General features: G+C 33.2%; 12 protein-coding genes. 5 read left to right on the top strand and 7 right to left on the bottom strand.

Annotated features, from left to right (window positions below; genetic code table 11):
• Positions 1-9 precede the first annotated feature (9 nt).
• The 3 genes from serB to AB3G33_RS01295 all read left to right on the top strand — a co-directional run bounded on the left by serB (position 10) and on the right by AB3G33_RS01295 (position 2,306).
• Complete coding sequence (gene serB / locus AB3G33_RS01305; RefSeq protein WP_367772062.1) at positions 10-1,242, top strand: phosphoserine phosphatase SerB; 1,233 nt, start codon at positions 10-12, stop codon at positions 1,240-1,242.
• A gap of 186 nt (positions 1,243-1,428) precedes the next feature.
• Positions 1,429-1,839, top strand: coding sequence for a VOC family protein (locus AB3G33_RS01300; RefSeq protein ID WP_367772060.1), 411 nt, complete (start codon positions 1,429-1,431; stop codon positions 1,837-1,839).
• Between the two features lie 29 nt (positions 1,840-1,868).
• On the top strand, positions 1,869-2,306 hold the full coding sequence (locus AB3G33_RS01295) for a VOC family protein (RefSeq protein WP_367772058.1): 438 nt from the start codon (positions 1,869-1,871) through the stop codon (positions 2,304-2,306).
• A gap of 154 nt (positions 2,307-2,460) precedes the next feature.
• On the opposite strand, the gene AB3G33_RS01290 is transcribed toward AB3G33_RS01295, so the two are convergent.
• Positions 2,461-3,987, bottom strand: a complete 1,527-nt coding sequence (locus tag AB3G33_RS01290) for a GH3 auxin-responsive promoter family protein (protein ID WP_367772056.1) — start codon at positions 3,985-3,987, stop codon at positions 2,461-2,463.
• Between the two features lie 96 nt (positions 3,988-4,083).
• Here AB3G33_RS01290 and AB3G33_RS01285 point away from each other — a divergent pair, with 96 nt between their 5' ends.
• Complete coding sequence (locus tag AB3G33_RS01285) at positions 4,084-4,878, top strand: DUF2797 domain-containing protein (protein ID WP_367772054.1); 795 nt, start codon at positions 4,084-4,086, stop codon at positions 4,876-4,878.
• A gap of 84 nt (positions 4,879-4,962) precedes the next feature.
• On the opposite strand, the gene AB3G33_RS01280 is transcribed toward AB3G33_RS01285, so the two are convergent.
• Both AB3G33_RS01280 and sppA read right to left on the bottom strand, forming a co-directional pair.
• Positions 4,963-7,584, bottom strand: coding sequence for an AsmA-like C-terminal region-containing protein (locus AB3G33_RS01280; RefSeq protein ID WP_367772052.1), 2,622 nt, complete (start codon positions 7,582-7,584; stop codon positions 4,963-4,965).
• Between the two features lie 218 nt (positions 7,585-7,802).
• The gene (gene sppA, locus AB3G33_RS01275) at positions 7,803-9,563 is read right to left on the bottom strand and encodes a signal peptide peptidase SppA (protein WP_367772050.1); all 1,761 of its coding nucleotides are present in this window, start codon (positions 9,561-9,563) and stop codon (positions 7,803-7,805) included.
• A gap of 137 nt (positions 9,564-9,700) precedes the next feature.
• On the opposite strand from sppA, the gene folK reads away from it, so the two are divergent.
• Positions 9,701-10,837, top strand: coding sequence for a 2-amino-4-hydroxy-6-hydroxymethyldihydropteridine diphosphokinase (gene folK / locus AB3G33_RS01270; protein WP_367772048.1), 1,137 nt, complete (start codon positions 9,701-9,703; stop codon positions 10,835-10,837).
• 1 nt (position 10,838) lies between these two features.
• On the opposite strand, the gene AB3G33_RS01265 is transcribed toward folK, so the two are convergent.
• The 4 genes from AB3G33_RS01265 to AB3G33_RS01250 all read right to left on the bottom strand — a co-directional run bounded on the left by AB3G33_RS01265 (position 10,839) and on the right by AB3G33_RS01250 (position 17,202).
• A complete protein-coding gene (locus tag AB3G33_RS01265; protein WP_367772046.1) occupies positions 10,839-13,139 on the bottom strand; it encodes a T9SS type B sorting domain-containing protein in 2,301 nt (766 codons plus the stop codon).
• Between the two features lie 82 nt (positions 13,140-13,221).
• Positions 13,222-16,083 (bottom strand): T9SS type B sorting domain-containing protein, encoded by a 2,862-nt coding sequence (locus AB3G33_RS01260; protein WP_367772044.1) that lies wholly within the window; start codon positions 16,081-16,083, stop codon positions 13,222-13,224.
• A 65-nt stretch (positions 16,084-16,148) separates the two neighbouring features.
• Entirely contained in the window at positions 16,149-16,688 is a 540-nt protein-coding gene (locus AB3G33_RS01255) for an RNA methyltransferase (protein WP_367772042.1), read from the bottom strand.
• Positions 16,689-16,758: 70 nt separating this feature from the next.
• The gene (locus AB3G33_RS01250; RefSeq protein ID WP_367772040.1) at positions 16,759-17,202 is read right to left on the bottom strand and encodes a DUF1573 domain-containing protein; all 444 of its coding nucleotides are present in this window, start codon (positions 17,200-17,202) and stop codon (positions 16,759-16,761) included.
• Positions 17,203-17,348 lie beyond the last annotated feature (146 nt).

Here is a 17,348-nt window from a genome sequence, read left to right as displayed (position 1 = left end):
TTAAACAAAATGATAACAGAAGATAAAGAGATTATTTTATTAAAAGTTTCTGGTCAGGATAAGCCTGGTGTAACAGCTGGTTTAACTTCTATATTAGCAACTTATGATGCTATTGTTTTAGATATTGGTCAAGCTGATATTCATGATACACTTTCTCTAGGAATTTTATTCGAAATACAATCGGGTTCTTCTTCAGCACCTGTTTTAAAGGATTTATTGTTTAAAGCCTATGAGCTGGGAATCAAAGTGAAGTTTATTCCAATCACAATCCCAGATTACGAAATTTGGGTAAAAGCGCAACGCAAGCAACGTTACATCATCAATATTTTGGGAGAAACATTGACAGCTGTTCAATTAGCGGCGGTTACTAAAATCATGTCGGATCAAAATTTAAATATTGATGCTATCAAAAGATTAACGGGTAGAACTTCTGTTGTAGAAAAGGAGGAATTTCCTCGTTCTTGTGTACAATTATCCGTAACGGGTAATATTGTAGATAAAACGTTGATGACAGCTAGTTTTATGGAAATTTCCAGAACTTTAGATGTCGATATCTCTTTTCAAGAGGACAATATGTATAGAAGAAACAGACGATTGGTTTGTTTCGATATGGATTCTACTTTAATTCAAACGGAAGTAATTGACGAATTAGCGGATCTTGCAGGAGTAGGGGAGCAGGTGAGAGCCATCACTGAATCAGCGATGAACGGCGAAATTGATTTTAGCGAAAGCTTCAAGAAACGTATGGCTTTGCTTGAAGGTTTAAGTGAAGAGGTTTTACAAAAAGTAGCTGTTAATTTACCAATAACGCAAGGAGCACATCGCTTGATGAAAGCCCTGAAGTATTATGGATACAAAACGGCTATATTATCTGGTGGATTTACCTATTTTGGTAAATATTTGCAAAAGGAATTGGGGATCGATTACGTTCATGCCAATGAATTAGAGATTATTGATGGAAAACTAACAGGAAAATATATAGGGGAAATTGTTGATGGAGCTAAAAAAGCCGAATACCTACAAGCCATTGCCGATAAAGAAGGAATACATATCAACCAAACCATTGCAGTAGGTGATGGAGCCAATGATTTGCCAATGTTAAACTTGGCAGGTTTAGGAATTGCTTTTCATGCTAAACCTACAGTAAAAGAAAGTGCTTCTACTTCAATCTCTAGTTTGGGATTGGATGGTGTTTTATATCTTTTGGGGTATCATGATAGACATATTGATATGATGGAGTAATATATTATTATAAAAATATTTATGGCCTTAACTCAAATTGAGTTAAGGCTTTTTTATTGTTAATATTTTCATTAAAAAAGGATTTGGTTTTAAATAAGTTGTAATTTTAATGTTCGTTTTTTTTACATAAAGCAGTAGAAACCTCAATTGAAAAGTGATGCTTAAAATAATTTAATAGTTAGCAAAATGACAAAACAAATCTGGCTTAATTTACCTGTTAAGGATGTTAAGAAATCAAAAGTATTCTTTGAGAAAATAGGCTTTTCTTTTAATGAGAAAAATGAAACAGCGCATTCGGTTTGTATGATAGTAGGAGATAAAAATTTTGTGGTCATGCTTTTTGAGGAATCTGTTTTTGGTAAATTTTCACAAAATAAGATTACCAATACTAAATCTAGTTCGGAAATATTAATTTCGTTAGATGCAGAAAGTAAGAAAGAAGTAAATGAATTGGCAAAAAAAGTAACTGATGCTGGAGGTGTTGTTTTTTCTAAACCTGCTGAAAATGAAGGATGGATGTATGGCTTTGGTTTCGCGGATTTAGATGGACATCGTTGGAATGTTTTATATATGGATTTTGGAAAACTTCAAAAGTAGATAATTTAATAATTTAAAAAAATAGAATTATGGCAACAATCAATCCTTATTTAATTTTTAATGGCAATTGCGAAGAAGCATTTTTATTTTACCAATCAGTATTTGGGGGTGAATTTCCTTATGTCGGAAAATTTAAAGACATGCCAGCCTCCGATACTACTACTCCAGCACTATCTGAAGAAGATGCCAATAAAATAATGCATGTTACCTTGCCCATTGGTAAAGGATCTGTATTAATGGGTAGTGATAGTAATTCAGCCAGTGGCTCCGTTGTTTTTGGAGGAAATGTTTCTCTTTCTATCAATGCTGAAAGTAAAGAAGAAGCGGATAAATTGTTTGACGGACTGTCTGCGGGAGGGAATCCTTTTATGCCAATGAATAAAACGTTTTGGGGGGCTTATTTCGGAATGTTTGTGGATAAATTTGGAATTCACTGGATGGTGAATTTTGATGAAAATGAAAATTAATTCTCATTAAAAACAAGGGTATGCTTCTTAATTTCCATAGATTTTAGATGATGAGGAGCTTTGCATATTCCTCTGGCTCCACATCGCATGCGGTGTGGTCCGCAGGAGGCAAGTAGGGTAATACTAACTAATAAAAGTAAGACTTTTTTCATTTTTAGTAGATCACTTTAATCTGCATTTGTTTTAAATCTTCTAAATAATCACGCTGATTGGACAAGCGAGGAATTTTATGTTGCCCTCCCAATTTATGCCTGTCTTTCAACCAATCGTAAAATAAATTTTCGCGAGCTACATTAATTACTAACGGGTTTAACGTCATGTTATTGTGTCTTTTAGCTTCGTAATCTGAATTTAAAGACTGTAAAGTTTCATCCAATACTTTCTGAAAAAGAACCATATCAGTAGGTTTTCTCTTAAATTCTATCATCCATTCGTGAGCTCCTTTTTCTTTATCAACCATGAATATGGGAGCAACAGTATAATCAACTATTTCAGAATGGGTAATGCAACAGGCTTTAGCAATGGCCTGATCCGTATTCTCGACCATCAATTCTTCACCAAAAACATTAATATGATGTTTGGTTCGGCCAGTCACTCGAATTCGGTACGGATTTAAAGATGTGAAACGTACCGTATCACCTATTAAGTAACGCCACAAGCCAGAATTAGTAGTAATAACAATGGCGTAATTTTTAAACAATTCAACATCTGCCAATCGAATGGTTTTTTGATTGGGAGTCCCAAAGGTGTCCATTGGAATAAATTCATAAAAAATTCCATAATCCAACATCAGTAACAAATCACTAGAATTGTTCAAATCTTGAATGGCAAAAAAGCCTTCGGAAGCATTGTATATTTCGTAATATTTAAAATCTTTTTTAGGTAGAATTTTTTGGTATTGTTCGCGGTATGGATCAAAATTAACACCTCCATGAAAATACACTTCAAGATTAGGCCAGATTTCAAATAGATTTCCTTTGCCTGTTTCCTCTAGCATTTTATTCATTAAGACCAACATCCAGGATGGAACACCAGCAAAACTGGTTACATTTTCTTTCTTAGTTTCATTTATAATTGCTGCGATTTTAGTTTCCCATTCACTCATAAGCGAAATTTTGCTGCTAGGCGTACTACTAAATTCTGCCCAAATAGGCATATTTTCAATCAAAATAGCAGATAAATCTCCAAAAAAACTACTGTTGTTTTCATAGATCTGAGAGCTCCCGCCAAGGCGAAGGCTTTTGCCTAAAAATAATTCTGAATTCTCATTGTTGTTTAAATACAGGCATAATAAATCCTTACTTCCTTTGTAATGACAATCTTCTAATGCCTCATTACTTACTGGAATGAACTTGCTTTTTGCATTGGTTGTTCCGCTTGATTTTGCAAACCATTTAATGGGCGTTTCCCAAAATAAATTTTGTTCTCCATTTCGGGTTCGTTCAATTAAGGGGTTGATGTCTTCGTAACAAGTGACCGGAACTCTTTCGCTAAAAGTAGCGTACGAGTTTATTGATGCAAAATCATAATCTTTACCTAGAACGGTGTTCTTTGAAGAATGGATTAAATTCATAAGCAATTCCTCCTGAACCTCATTTGGGTATTTCAGGAAAAGTTCTATCTGATGGATTCGTTGTTTTAAAACCCAAGATGCAAACGAATTGATTATAGTTAATGGCATTTTTTAAAATTGGCGTTATGAAATTAGCATTATGAATGATAACTTTACCAAAAATAACAAAATTTGCCAAACATCAAACTTTAAACTTTAAACTTAATGCAATACGAAGGTGTACTTACTAAAATGCAAACTGAATTTGGAAATCCAATTCAATATTATTTAGTTTTCGAGGACGGTTTTTTAAATGTCAATCAATTATTAGATAAAAAAATTGAAATTGACTTTGTAGGGTATCAATGTTTGAATTGTGGAAAGAAGAAAAAAATATTTAGACAAGGATGTTGTTATGATTGTTTTTATTCCAGTGCTTCGGTTGGGGATTGGATTATGAAACCCGAATTAAGTACAGCACATTTAGGAATTGAAGATAGGGATTTGGCCTATGAAGAGAAAGTACAGTTGCAACCCCACATAGTCTATTTGGCTTTGTCTAGTGAAGTAAAAGTAGGAGTGACAAGAAAAACTCAAGTACCTACAAGATGGATCGACCAAGGAGCAAATGAAGCTATTTCAATTGTTGAGGTACCTAATCGCTATTTAGCTGGAATTACGGAGGTAGCGCTGAAAAATTATTATGCTGATAAAACCAACTGGCGTAAAATGCTTACCAATAATGTGGAACATGTAGACTTAATTGCCGAACGTTTAAAACTAGAAAATTTGATTCCAAAAGAGGTTCATGAGTATTTCTTTTTGAATAAAAATGACTTGTATGAAATGCATTATCCAGTGTTGGAATATCCCACAAAAGTGAAAAGTTTAAGTCTGGACAAAACGCCTAGTTTTCAGGGGAAATTAACAGGGATTAAAGGGCAGTATCTTTTATTTGAAGATGGAACTGTTTTTAATATCCGTAGTTCTGAAGGATATGTGGTAAAGATTTTAGTTTAAAATTAAATCGTATAATGAAATGAAAAAGGGGAATCTCAATGCTGAGATTCCCCTTTTTCATTACTGTTCAAATAAGGTTTTTAATTAATTTACTTTGGTTGTATCGACCACTTTTTTCTTTTTATTAAAAAAACCATTCAGTAAATCGGTAGCTTTCGTTTTTACTTGTTCAGTAGCTTTTGTTTTAATTTCTTCTTTGGTAACTGGGATAACTGTTTTTGTAGTATCACCAGGTTTTTTATTTTTATTGATTAAATCAGTCAAAGCAGAAGTTCCTTGTTTTACTAGTCGCTCTTTTTGTTGTTGAACTAATTGATTTGTCAAATTAGTAACCGCTGTTTTAATGTCAGTTGTAATTTTTGGAGAAGTGAAATTCCCAGTTAAAACAGCATTAATAGGGATGCTTTCCATTTTTGCAGCATCTGCAGGAGATAATCTAGCTATAAGTGCATTGGCTTCAGTTCCTAAGTATTTAGCGGGAACATCAAATTTTAAATTATAATTCATGCTTTGATCAAATCCATGCGTTCCGCCTATAGTTGCTTTAATGTCTTTGTATTTGATGTCAAATGGTTTTACATTCACTTTTCCATTTTCAAAAGTAATGGCTGCTTTTAAATCATTCAAATTAATTTTACTAACATCAATGAATTTCAAATTAGATCCCAATGCTGTTAGCAAAGTAGAGTTGGTTGAATTTAACGTAGTTGATAACAATTGTCCTAATAAATCTCCAGTCAATGTTTTTAAATCAGGGCTCATAGAATCTGTAAGATTTCCATTTAATTTAATGGTGGAGTTTAATTTTCCATTAATGATACCAGCTATTGGCGCAATCTTTTTTAACATGTCCAGTTGGGTAAAAGATTGTGCAATATCCACTTGATTTAAACCTAAGTTCATTTCAAAAGTTGGTGTTTTTCCTTTTGTGGAAACGGCACCATTCAACCCAATTGTTCCACCAAAAATTGACGTTTTAACATTTTCCATGGTCATTTTTTCGTCTTTTACGATCAATTTTCCAGACACCTCTTTCAATGTTAAATTATCATATAAAACGGTATTTGCTTTTGCAGTAAGCGAACAGTTCAAGAAAGCTGGGATTTTCATCGCTTCTGCTTTTTTAGCTTCAGCTCCTGAATTTGTTTCGGGTGTCATAAAATCACTTACGGCCAATTGATTTGAATTCAAATTAAAATTCCCTTTCAATTCTTGGTTTTTAAATATAAAACCATAGAAATTTTCTAAAACTCCCGTTATAGCTAAATCACTTTTTCCAGTTGTTGCATTAAATTGTTTTAAATTTACTTGACTAGGATTGAATTGCACTAATGCATTACTGATATTCATTGATTTGCCGTTTTCATCTACATATTTAAAACCAGACAAACTCATTGTACCAGCATTATTGATGTTTTGATATTCGCTTTTTTCAACAGATTGCATGTCAAATTTTGTCGTCACATCCGCTTTTAGAATTCCTGATAATGGTTTATCTAATTTAATTGGATAGGCTTGCGATAAATTGGACAAATTGATTGTCCCTTTTAGTACGGCATCCACAATTGCATTTTGTGTTACGTTTTTAATATTAGCTTTAGCATTAAAAACATCTTGATCTATTTTGAAAGATAGCTTGTCTAAATTGATGTAAGTATCGTTTAAAACCCCTGTTTCATTGATAATTTTAGTGTCAATTACAATATTTTGTACTGATTTTGGTAAGTCTGGATATTTAAAGGAAGCATTATTTGATGCGATTTCAACATTGAATTTAGGTACAGTTGTGTCTGAATATAATCCTTTGGCAAAACCAGTCACGGTAAAATCACCAGTTGTTTTTACATTGTCTAAACTGGCAGCATAAGCAGCAGGTATTATTCCTAAGAAATTTTTGAATGATGAAGTTGGGGTTTTGAATTTTAAATCATATTCCTGTCCAGCATCTACAAGTTGAATAAATCCATCAAACTCTAATGGTAATTGATTGATTAAAGCTTTATTTTCCTTAAAAGTATATTTGCTTTTATCTAGATCAATTCCTAGAACAGCGTCCAATGTCAAAGGAACTTTATTCATGTAATTGACTTTATCCATATCAAGAGATACCTTGGCTGTAGACTTTGTTACTAAGTCTAATTTTTGAGCTGCAAAATCACCTGTTCCTTCATGGTTTAAACTATCGATAACCATTTTAATTTTGGACGATTCATCAAAGTATTTGAACTTGAAATTTTCAATTTTATAATTTTGAATATTTAAAGCTAAGGGACTACTTTTCGAATCAGTTTTAGAATTGTCTTTTATAGCAATATCGTAGTTGCCTATTCCATCTTTATTAAATAGAATATTTATCAAACCATTTTTGGATGTAATTCCTTGAATTTCCATTGCTTCATTCTTGCCTTTAAAAAGCTCTTTGATTGACATTTTTAAATTCAACTCTCCCAATGAGATTAAAGTATCTCCTTCAAACGGAGCTTTGTTGATAATAACCAGCTTATTTAATGTAACATTTGCATTCGGGAAGTTTTTAAACAAACTCAAATCAGCATCCGCAAAGGAAACTTTGGCATCTACTTTTTCATTTATAGCATCAGTAATTTTAGCCTTTATTTGATCCTTAAAGAAATAAGGAATAGCAAAAAGAGATGCCACTATTAAAAGCATTATGATTCCAACGATTTTTAATATTTTCTTTAACATAAGGTTTGCTGTTTATTTTTATTTGTAGTACAAAAATGTTGCCGTAATTTATTTACAAAAATAGCGTATTAGGGCTAAGATAATTTATAATATTTTCATAATAAGTTATATCTTTTTTGTTAGCAGTAGTTTGGTTTTAAGTCCTATAAATATAAAAAAAATCCGTCTGGTAACTAAACGAGACGGATTAAGATAAATGTATATTATTATTATTATTATTATTTTATATTAATTTCAAATGGCATCATGGCTTGCACTCCTTTTTGTTCTTGAAATCTTTTTACTTGTTCCATTAGCATATAATTTTCTTCGCCTATTTCCTCTTTTATGAAGTTTACTTTTGATTGTGCAAACGGTAGACTAGATAATAGATCATTAAAATCTTTCTTGTACTCAGGATAGTTTTGAGTACCATATTTTTGTGTTTTACTTAACTTCGCTGCTTCTTTGATAGCATCATTCAAACTACCAATTTTATCTACAAGTCCAATTTTTAAGGCTTCTGATCCAGCCCAAACTCTTCCTTGCGCAATAGCGTCTACTTGTTCGAAAGTCATTTTACGTCCTTCGGCTACATGAGTAACAAATGTATTGTAGATATGTTCTACACCTTCAAGAGTAACCGCTTTAAATTTTTCGTCTAATGGGACAAATGGACTATAACGGGACGCATTTTCATGAGTTCGTACTTGTTCCACATTAATACCTATTTTTTTCGTCAGTTGACTGAAATTAGGTAATATTCCAAAAACACCTATAGATCCTGTAATAGTGTTGTTTTCGGCAAAAATAGTGTTCGCATTACATGCAATATAATACCCACCTGAAGCAGCATAATTTCCCATAGAAACAACCACTGGTTTTACTTTTTTAGTCAATTCGACTTCTCTCCAAATCAAATCTGAAGTCAAAGCATTTCCACCTGGACTATCAATACGAAGTACTATTGCTTTTACATCTTTATTTTTTCGGGCTTCTTGTAGAGAACGACGCATAGATCCTTCACCAATAGTATTCACATCACCTTCTCCACTTTGAATTTCGCCTTGAGCATATATGATGGCAATTTTATTTTGTGTATCAGTAACAATGGAAGTTGTTTTTATTTTTTTAGCATAGTCAAAAACGTTCACTTTGTTGTAATCTTCGTCTTTGTCCACTTTTAATGCTTTTCTAATCGCATCATGATACACATCTTCGTAAGCAATCACATCTATTAATTTTTGCGCTTTAGCCATTTCTGGAGTTCTAGCAAGAAGACCATTAGCAATTTCATTTAATTTTTCTACGGAGACTTTTCGGCTGGAAGCAATTTCAGAAACTACAGAACCCCAAATTGAATTTAATAAAGCAGTGGTTTGCTCTCTATTGGCATCACTCATTTTGTTTTCAAGGAAAGGTTCTACTGCACTTTTGTATTTTCCATGGCGTATTACTTCCATTTTTACCCCTGTTTTTTCTTGAAAATCTTTGAAAAACATCAGTTCTGCCGATAATCCTTTGAAATCCATGTCGCCTACTGGATTTAAGTAAATCGTATTAGCAACGGAGTTTAAGTAATATTCTTTTTGCGTATAGGAATTGGCATAAGCCATAACAAATTTCCCTGATTTTTTAAAGCTTTCTAACTCATCTCTTAATTCTTTACTCTGAGCCATTCCCAGTGAAGATTCGTTATTTAAAATAGAAATCCCTTTTATGTCGCTATCATTTTTAGCGACTTCAATCGCATTAATAACATCAGATAAACCAATGCTTTTTTTGTCTGAAAAAATGTTGATCCAAGGATCTTCATATTTTCCGGCATAATCATATTTTATATCTTCTAAGTTTAATTCAATTACCGAGTTGCTTTTTATTGCTACCGCTTCCGATTCTCCTCCAAAAACAGCTGCAACAAGCACTATCCCGAAGAAAAACAACATAAAAAAGACAAACAAACCAACAATAGTTGCTAATACATTTCCTAAAAACTTCATAATCTTATTTTTTTAATATGTCGCAAAAAGCATCTAAATGTTACAGATAAGATATGTATAACCTCTAAATTTAGTTACTAACACTTTGTGCAAATATAGTTCTATTCTAAAATTGTTTTAGTTAATTTGTGCTTAATATGAAATCACAACATCAGGTCGTTTTATCTCTAGGTAGTAATCAAGGCAATCGCCTTGAAAACATTAAAAAGTGTCTGGAATTAATTCACCAAGAAATAGGTACCATTATTAAAGTTTCTAAAGTATATGAAACACCATCATGGGGTTTTGAAAGTGATGCTTTTTATAATTGTGCATTGGTATTACATACTTTTAATTCGGCCAATAAAGTGCTTAATCTAGCATTAAAAATCGAAAAAAAACTAGGTCGGATTCGTACTGATGAAAAAGGATATCAATCTCGAATTATTGATGTTGATTTGATAGCTTTTGATGATATTATTATTGATTCTGAAAAGCTTCAAATTCCGCATCCTTTAATGCAAAAAAGAAAATTTGTATTGTTGCCCATTCAGGATTTAGATTTGAATTGGGAACATCCTATTTTGAAAAAATCGATTTCAGTATTATTACAAGATTGTCTGGATGACAGTAATTGCGTTGTGGTTCATAATTTAGAAAGTCCATTGCAAAATATTTCTTTCGAACAATTTAATTATGTAGCTTTCGAAGGTAACATTGGAGCGGGTAAAACGACTTTGGCAACAAAAATAGCCGAAGATTTTAATGCCAAAACTGTTCTAGAACGTTTTGCTGATAATCCATTTTTACCCAAATTTTATAAAGACCAAAACAGATATGCCTTTCCTCTCGAAATGTCATTTCTTGCGGATAGATACCAGCAATTATCTGATGATTTAGCCCAGTTTGATCTTTTTAAAGACTTTCTAGTGGCTGATTATCATATTTTTAAATCTTTAATTTTTGCGAAAATTACCCTTGCAGAAGATGAGTATCGCTTGTATCGCAATTTGTTTGATATTATTTATAGAGAAATGCCCAAGCCTGACCTTTATATTTATTTGTATCAAAATTCAGAACGTCTTTTGCAAAACATAAAGAAAAGAGGAAGAAGTTACGAGCAGAAAATCCCCGCTGATTATTTGGACAAAATTAATAGCGGTTATCTGGATTACATTAAATCACAAACGGATTTGAATGTTTTGATTATTGATGTTTCGGACAAGGATTTTGTAAAAAATCAAGAAGATTACCTTTATATTTTAGACGAAATTAGAAAGAAAATTGCTTCGTAATTTATCTTTTTAACGAAAAATGACCTCTGATTTCGGGGCTTTCAGAATCTAGTTTTAATACATACCAATAATCGGATGCAGGCAAATCAGCTCCATTAAAAGTGCCGTCCCATGTTGTGTTTGACGGATTTAAAATGGTAATTAGTTTTCCGTAGCGATCAAATAAGGTTACGGTGGCTTCGGGGTAATTTTCTAAACCTTTAACTTCCCAAAAATCATTAAAAGTGTCATTATTAGGTGTGAAAAATTTAGGCATAATAATAGTAATGAATGTTTGACTATCAAAACTACAATTTTTTGTATCTCTAACTGTTGCTGTTTGCAATCCGCTAGTGTATTTAGGAAAAACATTGGATCTTTGAAAATTAATTCCGTCAATCGAAAATTCAAAATAGTCAGCAGGAGTTTCAAGTTGAATCGAAATAGTGTTTTCCTCAATAAGCACCTCTTTTATTTTTGGCGCAGGATTTTCTATAACGGTAATTGTTTCGGTCAGAATACAGCTTTCTGGTGCTGGTCTTGTAACAGCTACAGTATAAGTGCCAGGTGTATTTATCTCAATAGTAGGTGTAGTTTCATTTGTCGACCATAAATATTTAACTCCGTATAGAGAGCCAGCAATTGTTATTTTTTCATCTTTGCATTTTACTATGTTTTGATCTTGAAATTTTGGCAAGTCATAAACCACTACTTCTACTGGCAGCCTTGCTCCAGTGGTACAGTTTTTATTTACGGCTTCAATATAAAATGTGGTATTTGTACTTAAAAACCGAGTCAAACTATTTCCAATCCCAATCAACGAACTTCCTGTTGGTTCACTGTACCAATAAATAGTACCTTCACTTACTGATGCAGTGAGGGTGATGTCACCTTCACCACATAAAGAGAATTTGGAATTCGGAGTAGTTATAACTGGAATGTTTAATATAGTAGCGATAATAGGGGTTCTAGTTGCTGATTTTGTACATAAGGGATATTTTGTTTCGACATAATAGGTTGTGGTTTTTGTAATTTCGGGTGTGGTGAAACTAGTTCCTGTAGCAATTGCTGTTCCGCCATTTTCGGTTTCATACCAATTAATAGTCCCTAAATTGGAGGTTGCCCCCAATGTTAACGTACCAGTGCCACATCTTGAATCAGTTGAGGTTTCAGTGATTTGGGGTATAATAAGAGAAGTACTTGTAGCGATGTGAATCTCTGGGTCACCTGGCATCCCTCCGTATTCAACAATATATCCATTGGCTTGTTGGGATCCTTTGTATGATTCTCCATAGTAATTTATATCATTCCATGATCCCTTGGTGCCAAGACCATCATTTTCAACAATAATTGCATAATCTTCGTCTTCGTTATCGATATTGTATAGATTGTCTGGTTCGTAATAAGGAATCCCAGCATACCAATTGCGACTACTTCTATTCCAATTCACATAATTGAGTGTTGATCCGATGCCGCGAGGGTTTGATCTGTAAACTCCAGGTGTCATTGTGCTTTCAAGATTGTAAAAAAATTGTATGCCTTTTTCGGGACCACTCATCCATCTCCAAATGCCTTCTTCAACTATGTCGGACCCTCCTATCCATCCTGTTCCTGATTGTTGTGTTGCTGCTAATTGATTTTCTTCGGCAGATAAAATAGTTGCTAAATAGCCTTGTAATCCATAGTATTTTTTGGCATTTGCTAAGTCATTTGCAACTCCCCAATCCAATCCAAATTTTGGTGCAGGACCAGAACCTGGAACAAATTCATAAAAATGGTTGTTTGAGGGTAAAAAACTAACTTTATCGACACTTATCGAAAAGGATCGGTTTCCAGTTGGCTTCAAGGAGGAATTTGTATATACAACATCTTTTATCGCATTAATGAATTCAGTATAGGAGACAAGTGAACCTGGATTTGAACTTGTAAGGGTAAGTCTTCCAGTATTTATATCCCAGTTTGCTATAATAGAAGGATGTGATCCCGTAAGTGATAATAAATCTTGTGTATCGTTGTAGCCAATTGAAATTTGGATATAAATAGCTTCTGTGCTTGTCTTTTCGGAATCATTTATAGTAAAGTCCGTTACAATATTTAAGCTGGTCTGCGGACAGTATATTTGATTTCCAGTTGCTTTTAAAATGGGTAATCCCACATTTATAATTTGAGGTAATTGTTTTTTTGAAATGGTATAATTTAATTTTCCTTCTTTAGATGAAAGTGTGTCTTTTTTTAAATCATAAAATGCATGATTAGCATACGTCATTTTTGAAGTCAAAAACAACAATAGAATACTACACTTAAAAAAAAGACTGCTTTTCATTTTATAAAAGTATTCTATTTTTTTGTAAAAGTAAATGAGTAGCTCTATTGTGTTTGTTTAAAGGTGTTTAAAAAATAATAATTTATCTTTTTAACGAAAAATGACCTCTAATTTCGGGTTGTGTGTCGTCTAGTTTTAATACATACCAATAGTCATCTGCAGGTAAAAGATTGGTGTTGTAACTGCCATCCCAGCTATATTTAACTGAGGTTAAATCTATTATTAATTTTCCATATCGATCAAAAATCTGAGCACTTGAATTGGGATAATCGCTCATTTCTTTTATTTTCCATACATCATTAAAACCGTCATTATTTGGTGTGAAATATTTTTGAATTGTAAAAATGGTAAAATCTTGTGCCACTAAGTTGCAATCATTGTTTTCTCTAACAAAAGCGGTATGTTGACCACTGGAAATAAAATAAAATTGATTTGAAACTTGAAAATCTAAGCCATTAATTGAATATTCGAAATAGCTTTCTGGATTTGCAAGCTCTATGGTAACTGAATTTTCATTAACCTCAATCGAACTAATAATAGGTTCTGGATGCTCTATTACGCTAATGTTCTTTTTCGATTCACAAGAAATAACAGTTGGGGAACTTATGGATACGCTGTAGTCACCAATAGTTGAAATTTCAATTGTCTGTGTGGTTTCTCCTCCTGGCGACCATAAATAAGTCATATTTGGAATGGATGCGTCTAGTATTTTCGTTTCACCTCGACACAAGACAACGTCTTGGTTCATAGTAGAAATAGGATATACAATTGCTGTAACTGGGATTCGGGAGCTTGGACATCCATCAGAAAACGCTTCAGCGTAATAGGTAGTTGTAGTATCTATATTAGGAGTCAAAAATGAATTTCCTGTAAATAATATAGAACCACCAATCGACTCTTTGTACCAATTAATATTGCCTACCGATGCAAATGCTTCTAGTATTACAGTTCCGGAGTCACATCGTGATGCTGCGGTTGTAACAATTACTGTAGGAGCAGCGTTGACTGTTGCAGTAACAGCAGTTCTTGTAGGACTTATGCATCCGTCTGAAATCGCATCGACATAATAAGTTGTTGTTGCGTTAATATTTGGAGTTGTAAATGAGCTCCCAGTGCGCAAGGAAGTTCCGCCAGTGGATGTGGCATACCAATTGATTGTTCCTGCCGAAGCTACTGCTCCTAAAGTTGCAGGTCCAGATTCACAAACTATTGATGGAGTCGTTGATGTAATTGTTGGTATTGTTTTGATAGTTGCAATAACAGGAGTTCTAGTTGAAATGCATCCTGCATCCACATAATAGGTGGTAGTTGCATTTAATAAAGGGGTGTCAAAATTATTACCTGTTTGTAATGTAGTGGTTGAAGTTGGAGAATCGTACCAATCGATAGTTCCAACTGAAGCTGTTGCATGAAGCGTCAAAGTACCAGGGCCACAATTCGTTGCAGGGATTGTTCCTGTTATTTTAGAAATTGTTATACTAGCACTTGCAGAAATTTGAAGAATTGGGTCTCCTGGCATGCCTCCATATTCCACAATATAGCCCTTAGGTTGGTAGTTCCCACTTGGGTCTCCGGATTCTCTTAGGTCATTCCAGGAGCCTTTAATTCCTACTCCGGGAGCTGTAATGTGTGCGTAATGTTCATTGTTGTTGGTGTTATTGGGTTCGTTTGTGTTCCAAAATGCAAAGTTAGGAGTGGAGCCGTTAGATGCGCCATTCCAAAATACAACACGATCTACGGCAGGGCCTGTTACCCATTTCCAAACACCTTCTGTTTCTGCATCGCTTCCACCAATCCAACCAGCACCTGCTGCTTGTTCTCCAGATATTTTTGCTTCATCTGCTGACGTGATAGTTGCTAGATAGCCTTGTAAACCATAGTAATTACTTCCTTCAGCAGCTAGTTTTGCATTAGTCCAACTTATTCCTAAAAAAGGAACAAATTCGTAATAATGACCATTTCTAGGGAGATAATTGGCTTGACCAATACTAATTGAGAAATCTCTAGTTCCAGAAGGGGAGGTTGTGGAATTTGAGAATTCAACATCTTTAATGGCTGCAATAAAATCTGCATATGTTACGGGTGTTCCGCTAATAGGGCTTGATAATTTTAGTTTGCCTTCATTTAAATTCCAAATGGCACTAATTGTTGGATGTGACAAAGGATTTGCTAATGACAATTGGTCTTGTCCGTTGACATATCCAGATGATATTTGGATATAAATAGCATCTGTGCTGAAATCGTCAGGATCTGTGATTGTAACATCGGTGACAATTTTTAATGAGGTTTGCGGGCAATAAATTTGATTTCCGCTCGCTGTAATTATAGGAGCAATATTTGTTTGACAAGTTGCTGAAAAACGAGAAGTTAAATCTTTAAAAACAGTGTAACTGGCATTGTAATATGCTACATTATCAACTAAGATACAAGATAAATCGGGGTTTAGAGTTGAGTCTAGGGCTAAATCATTTCCATTCTTTAAGTTCAGTGTAATGAGTTTGTTGTTCTTGCAATATAACCGCGCAAGTTTTGTATTTTTAGAAACGTCCAAATTTGTTAATTGATTCTGTTCGCAACTTAAAAATGTTAAATTAATATTCTTTGAAACATCAAGAGTTTTTAAATTGTTTTGATCGCAAATCAAAACTTGTAAATTAATATTTTTTGAAATATCTAAATTGTTAAATTGATTTCCTATACTGGTTGCTAAATATGTCAAACTAGTAAAATCCTCTATTCCAGTCAGATCAAATATGTTTGCAAATTGAAGATTTATGCTAGTAACTCCACTAATATTTGTTGTAAGAACTCTTCCGTCAATTGTTCCATTATCAATGCCTAAATTTATTAAAGCTTGCTCAAAATTCGCATCAGGAATTGATGTGTATTGGGCTTGTGCAGTAATATTTGCAAGCAAAACAAGAAGGAAGAATAGTTTTTTCATAAATAAGTGACAAAATAATAATAAATCAATTAAACTATAGGATAATGCACCAATTATTTATTTTCTTAATTAGCAGGCCAATTCATTTTTTGAAATAAATCCCAAACAACAATTCCAGCACTAACAGAAATATTTAAGGAATGCTTTGTTCCTAATTGAGGAATTTCAATGCAACCATCACAAATTGCAACAGCTTCTTGTGAGACACCATGTACCTCGTTCCCGAAAACTAAAGCATATTTTTCGCCTTTTTCCACTTTGAAATCTTGAAGAAAAATGGCGCTTTCTACTTGCTCAATGGCAAGAGTTGTCACTTTTTGATTTTTTAAATTTTGAATTACATCTAATACATTATCATTATGTTCCCAAGTTACCGTGTCGGTTGCGCCTAACGCTGTTTTGTGGATTTCTTTATTTGGAGGTGTAGCAGTTATGCCACACAAATATATTTTTTCTATTAAAAAAGCGTCAGCTGTTCTAAATACGGAACCTATATTGTGTAAACTGCGAACGTCATCCAAAACTAAAATCAATGGAGTTTTGTCAGATTTTTTAAAAGCTTCAATTGATTTTCGTTCCAACTCACTATTTTCTAGCTTTCTCATTTTTTAAGATTTGATCTAATAAAAAAAGCTTCCACTGTTAAGGGAAGCTTTTTTTTAATGTTTTTAAAATTTAGCTTTTTGAAGCATCATCTGCTAATACTACACCTTTTATAGTAAGGATTTTTGTAGCTTGTCCTGTAGCATTTGAAGTTACTGTTACCGTTTTTGTAAAAGCACCAACTCTGTCTGTAGCATATTTTACACCAATAACCCCTTTTGCTCCTGGAGCAATTGGTTCTTTTGGAGTAGAAGGTACTGTACATCCACATGAACCTTGAGTATTTGTAATAATTAATGGTTTGTTACCATTATTAGTAAATACAAACTCACGTTTTCCATCTGCATTATGAGCAATTGTTCCGTAATCAATAGTTTCAGAAACAAACACCATTCCTGCGCCATCTACCTTTGCAACTTTAGCTGCAGTAGCTTTTATTTTTTTTGTAGTTTCTTGTGCTTGAGAAGAAGTTACTCCTAAAACAGTCAGCATAGCTAGTAAAATTATTTTTTTCATTTTTTTAAGTTTAAAATTGATTTAACAAATCTAAAGAAAAAATCATGCCAATGACTTAAAATTTCCTTAAAAGTATTTAATTTTTTTTCAAGTGTTTAGTTATTCGTATTTAAATATTTAAATTCGCTGATATTTTTCTCATATAT

The sequence above is a fragment of the Flavobacterium sp. WC2421 genome (assembly GCF_040822115.1).
Taxonomy (GTDB): Bacteria; Bacteroidota; Bacteroidia; order Flavobacteriales; family Flavobacteriaceae; genus Flavobacterium.
Note: the sequence above shows the minus strand (reverse complement) of the source record. Positions and strands in the feature narration are given on the sequence as shown.

Bases quoted from the DNA above. Each gene is read 5' to 3' on its own strand.
- serB (WP_367772062.1), top strand. From the start codon at position 10: ATGATAACAGAAGATAAAGAGATTATTTTATTAAAAGTTTCTGGTCAG.
- AB3G33_RS01300 (WP_367772060.1), top strand. From the start codon at position 1,429: ATGACAAAACAAATCTGGCTTAATTTACCTGTTAAGGATGTTAAGAAA.
- AB3G33_RS01295 (WP_367772058.1), top strand. From the start codon at position 1,869: ATGGCAACAATCAATCCTTATTTAATTTTTAATGGCAATTGCGAAGAA.
- AB3G33_RS01290 (WP_367772056.1), bottom strand. From the start codon at position 3,987: ATGCCATTAACTATAATCAATTCGTTTGCATCTTGGGTTTTAAAACAA.
- AB3G33_RS01285 (WP_367772054.1), top strand. From the start codon at position 4,084: ATGCAATACGAAGGTGTACTTACTAAAATGCAAACTGAATTTGGAAAT.
- AB3G33_RS01280 (WP_367772052.1), bottom strand. From the start codon at position 7,584: ATGTTAAAGAAAATATTAAAAATCGTTGGAATCATAATGCTTTTAATA.
- sppA (WP_367772050.1), bottom strand. From the start codon at position 9,563: ATGAAGTTTTTAGGAAATGTATTAGCAACTATTGTTGGTTTGTTTGTC.
- folK (WP_367772048.1), top strand. From the start codon at position 9,701: ATGAAATCACAACATCAGGTCGTTTTATCTCTAGGTAGTAATCAAGGC.
- AB3G33_RS01265 (WP_367772046.1), bottom strand. From the start codon at position 13,139: ATGAAAAGCAGTCTTTTTTTTAAGTGTAGTATTCTATTGTTGTTTTTG.
- AB3G33_RS01260 (WP_367772044.1), bottom strand. From the start codon at position 16,083: ATGAAAAAACTATTCTTCCTTCTTGTTTTGCTTGCAAATATTACTGCA.
- AB3G33_RS01255 (WP_367772042.1), bottom strand. From the start codon at position 16,688: ATGAGAAAGCTAGAAAATAGTGAGTTGGAACGAAAATCAATTGAAGCT.
- AB3G33_RS01250 (WP_367772040.1), bottom strand. From the start codon at position 17,202: ATGAAAAAAATAATTTTACTAGCTATGCTGACTGTTTTAGGAGTAACT.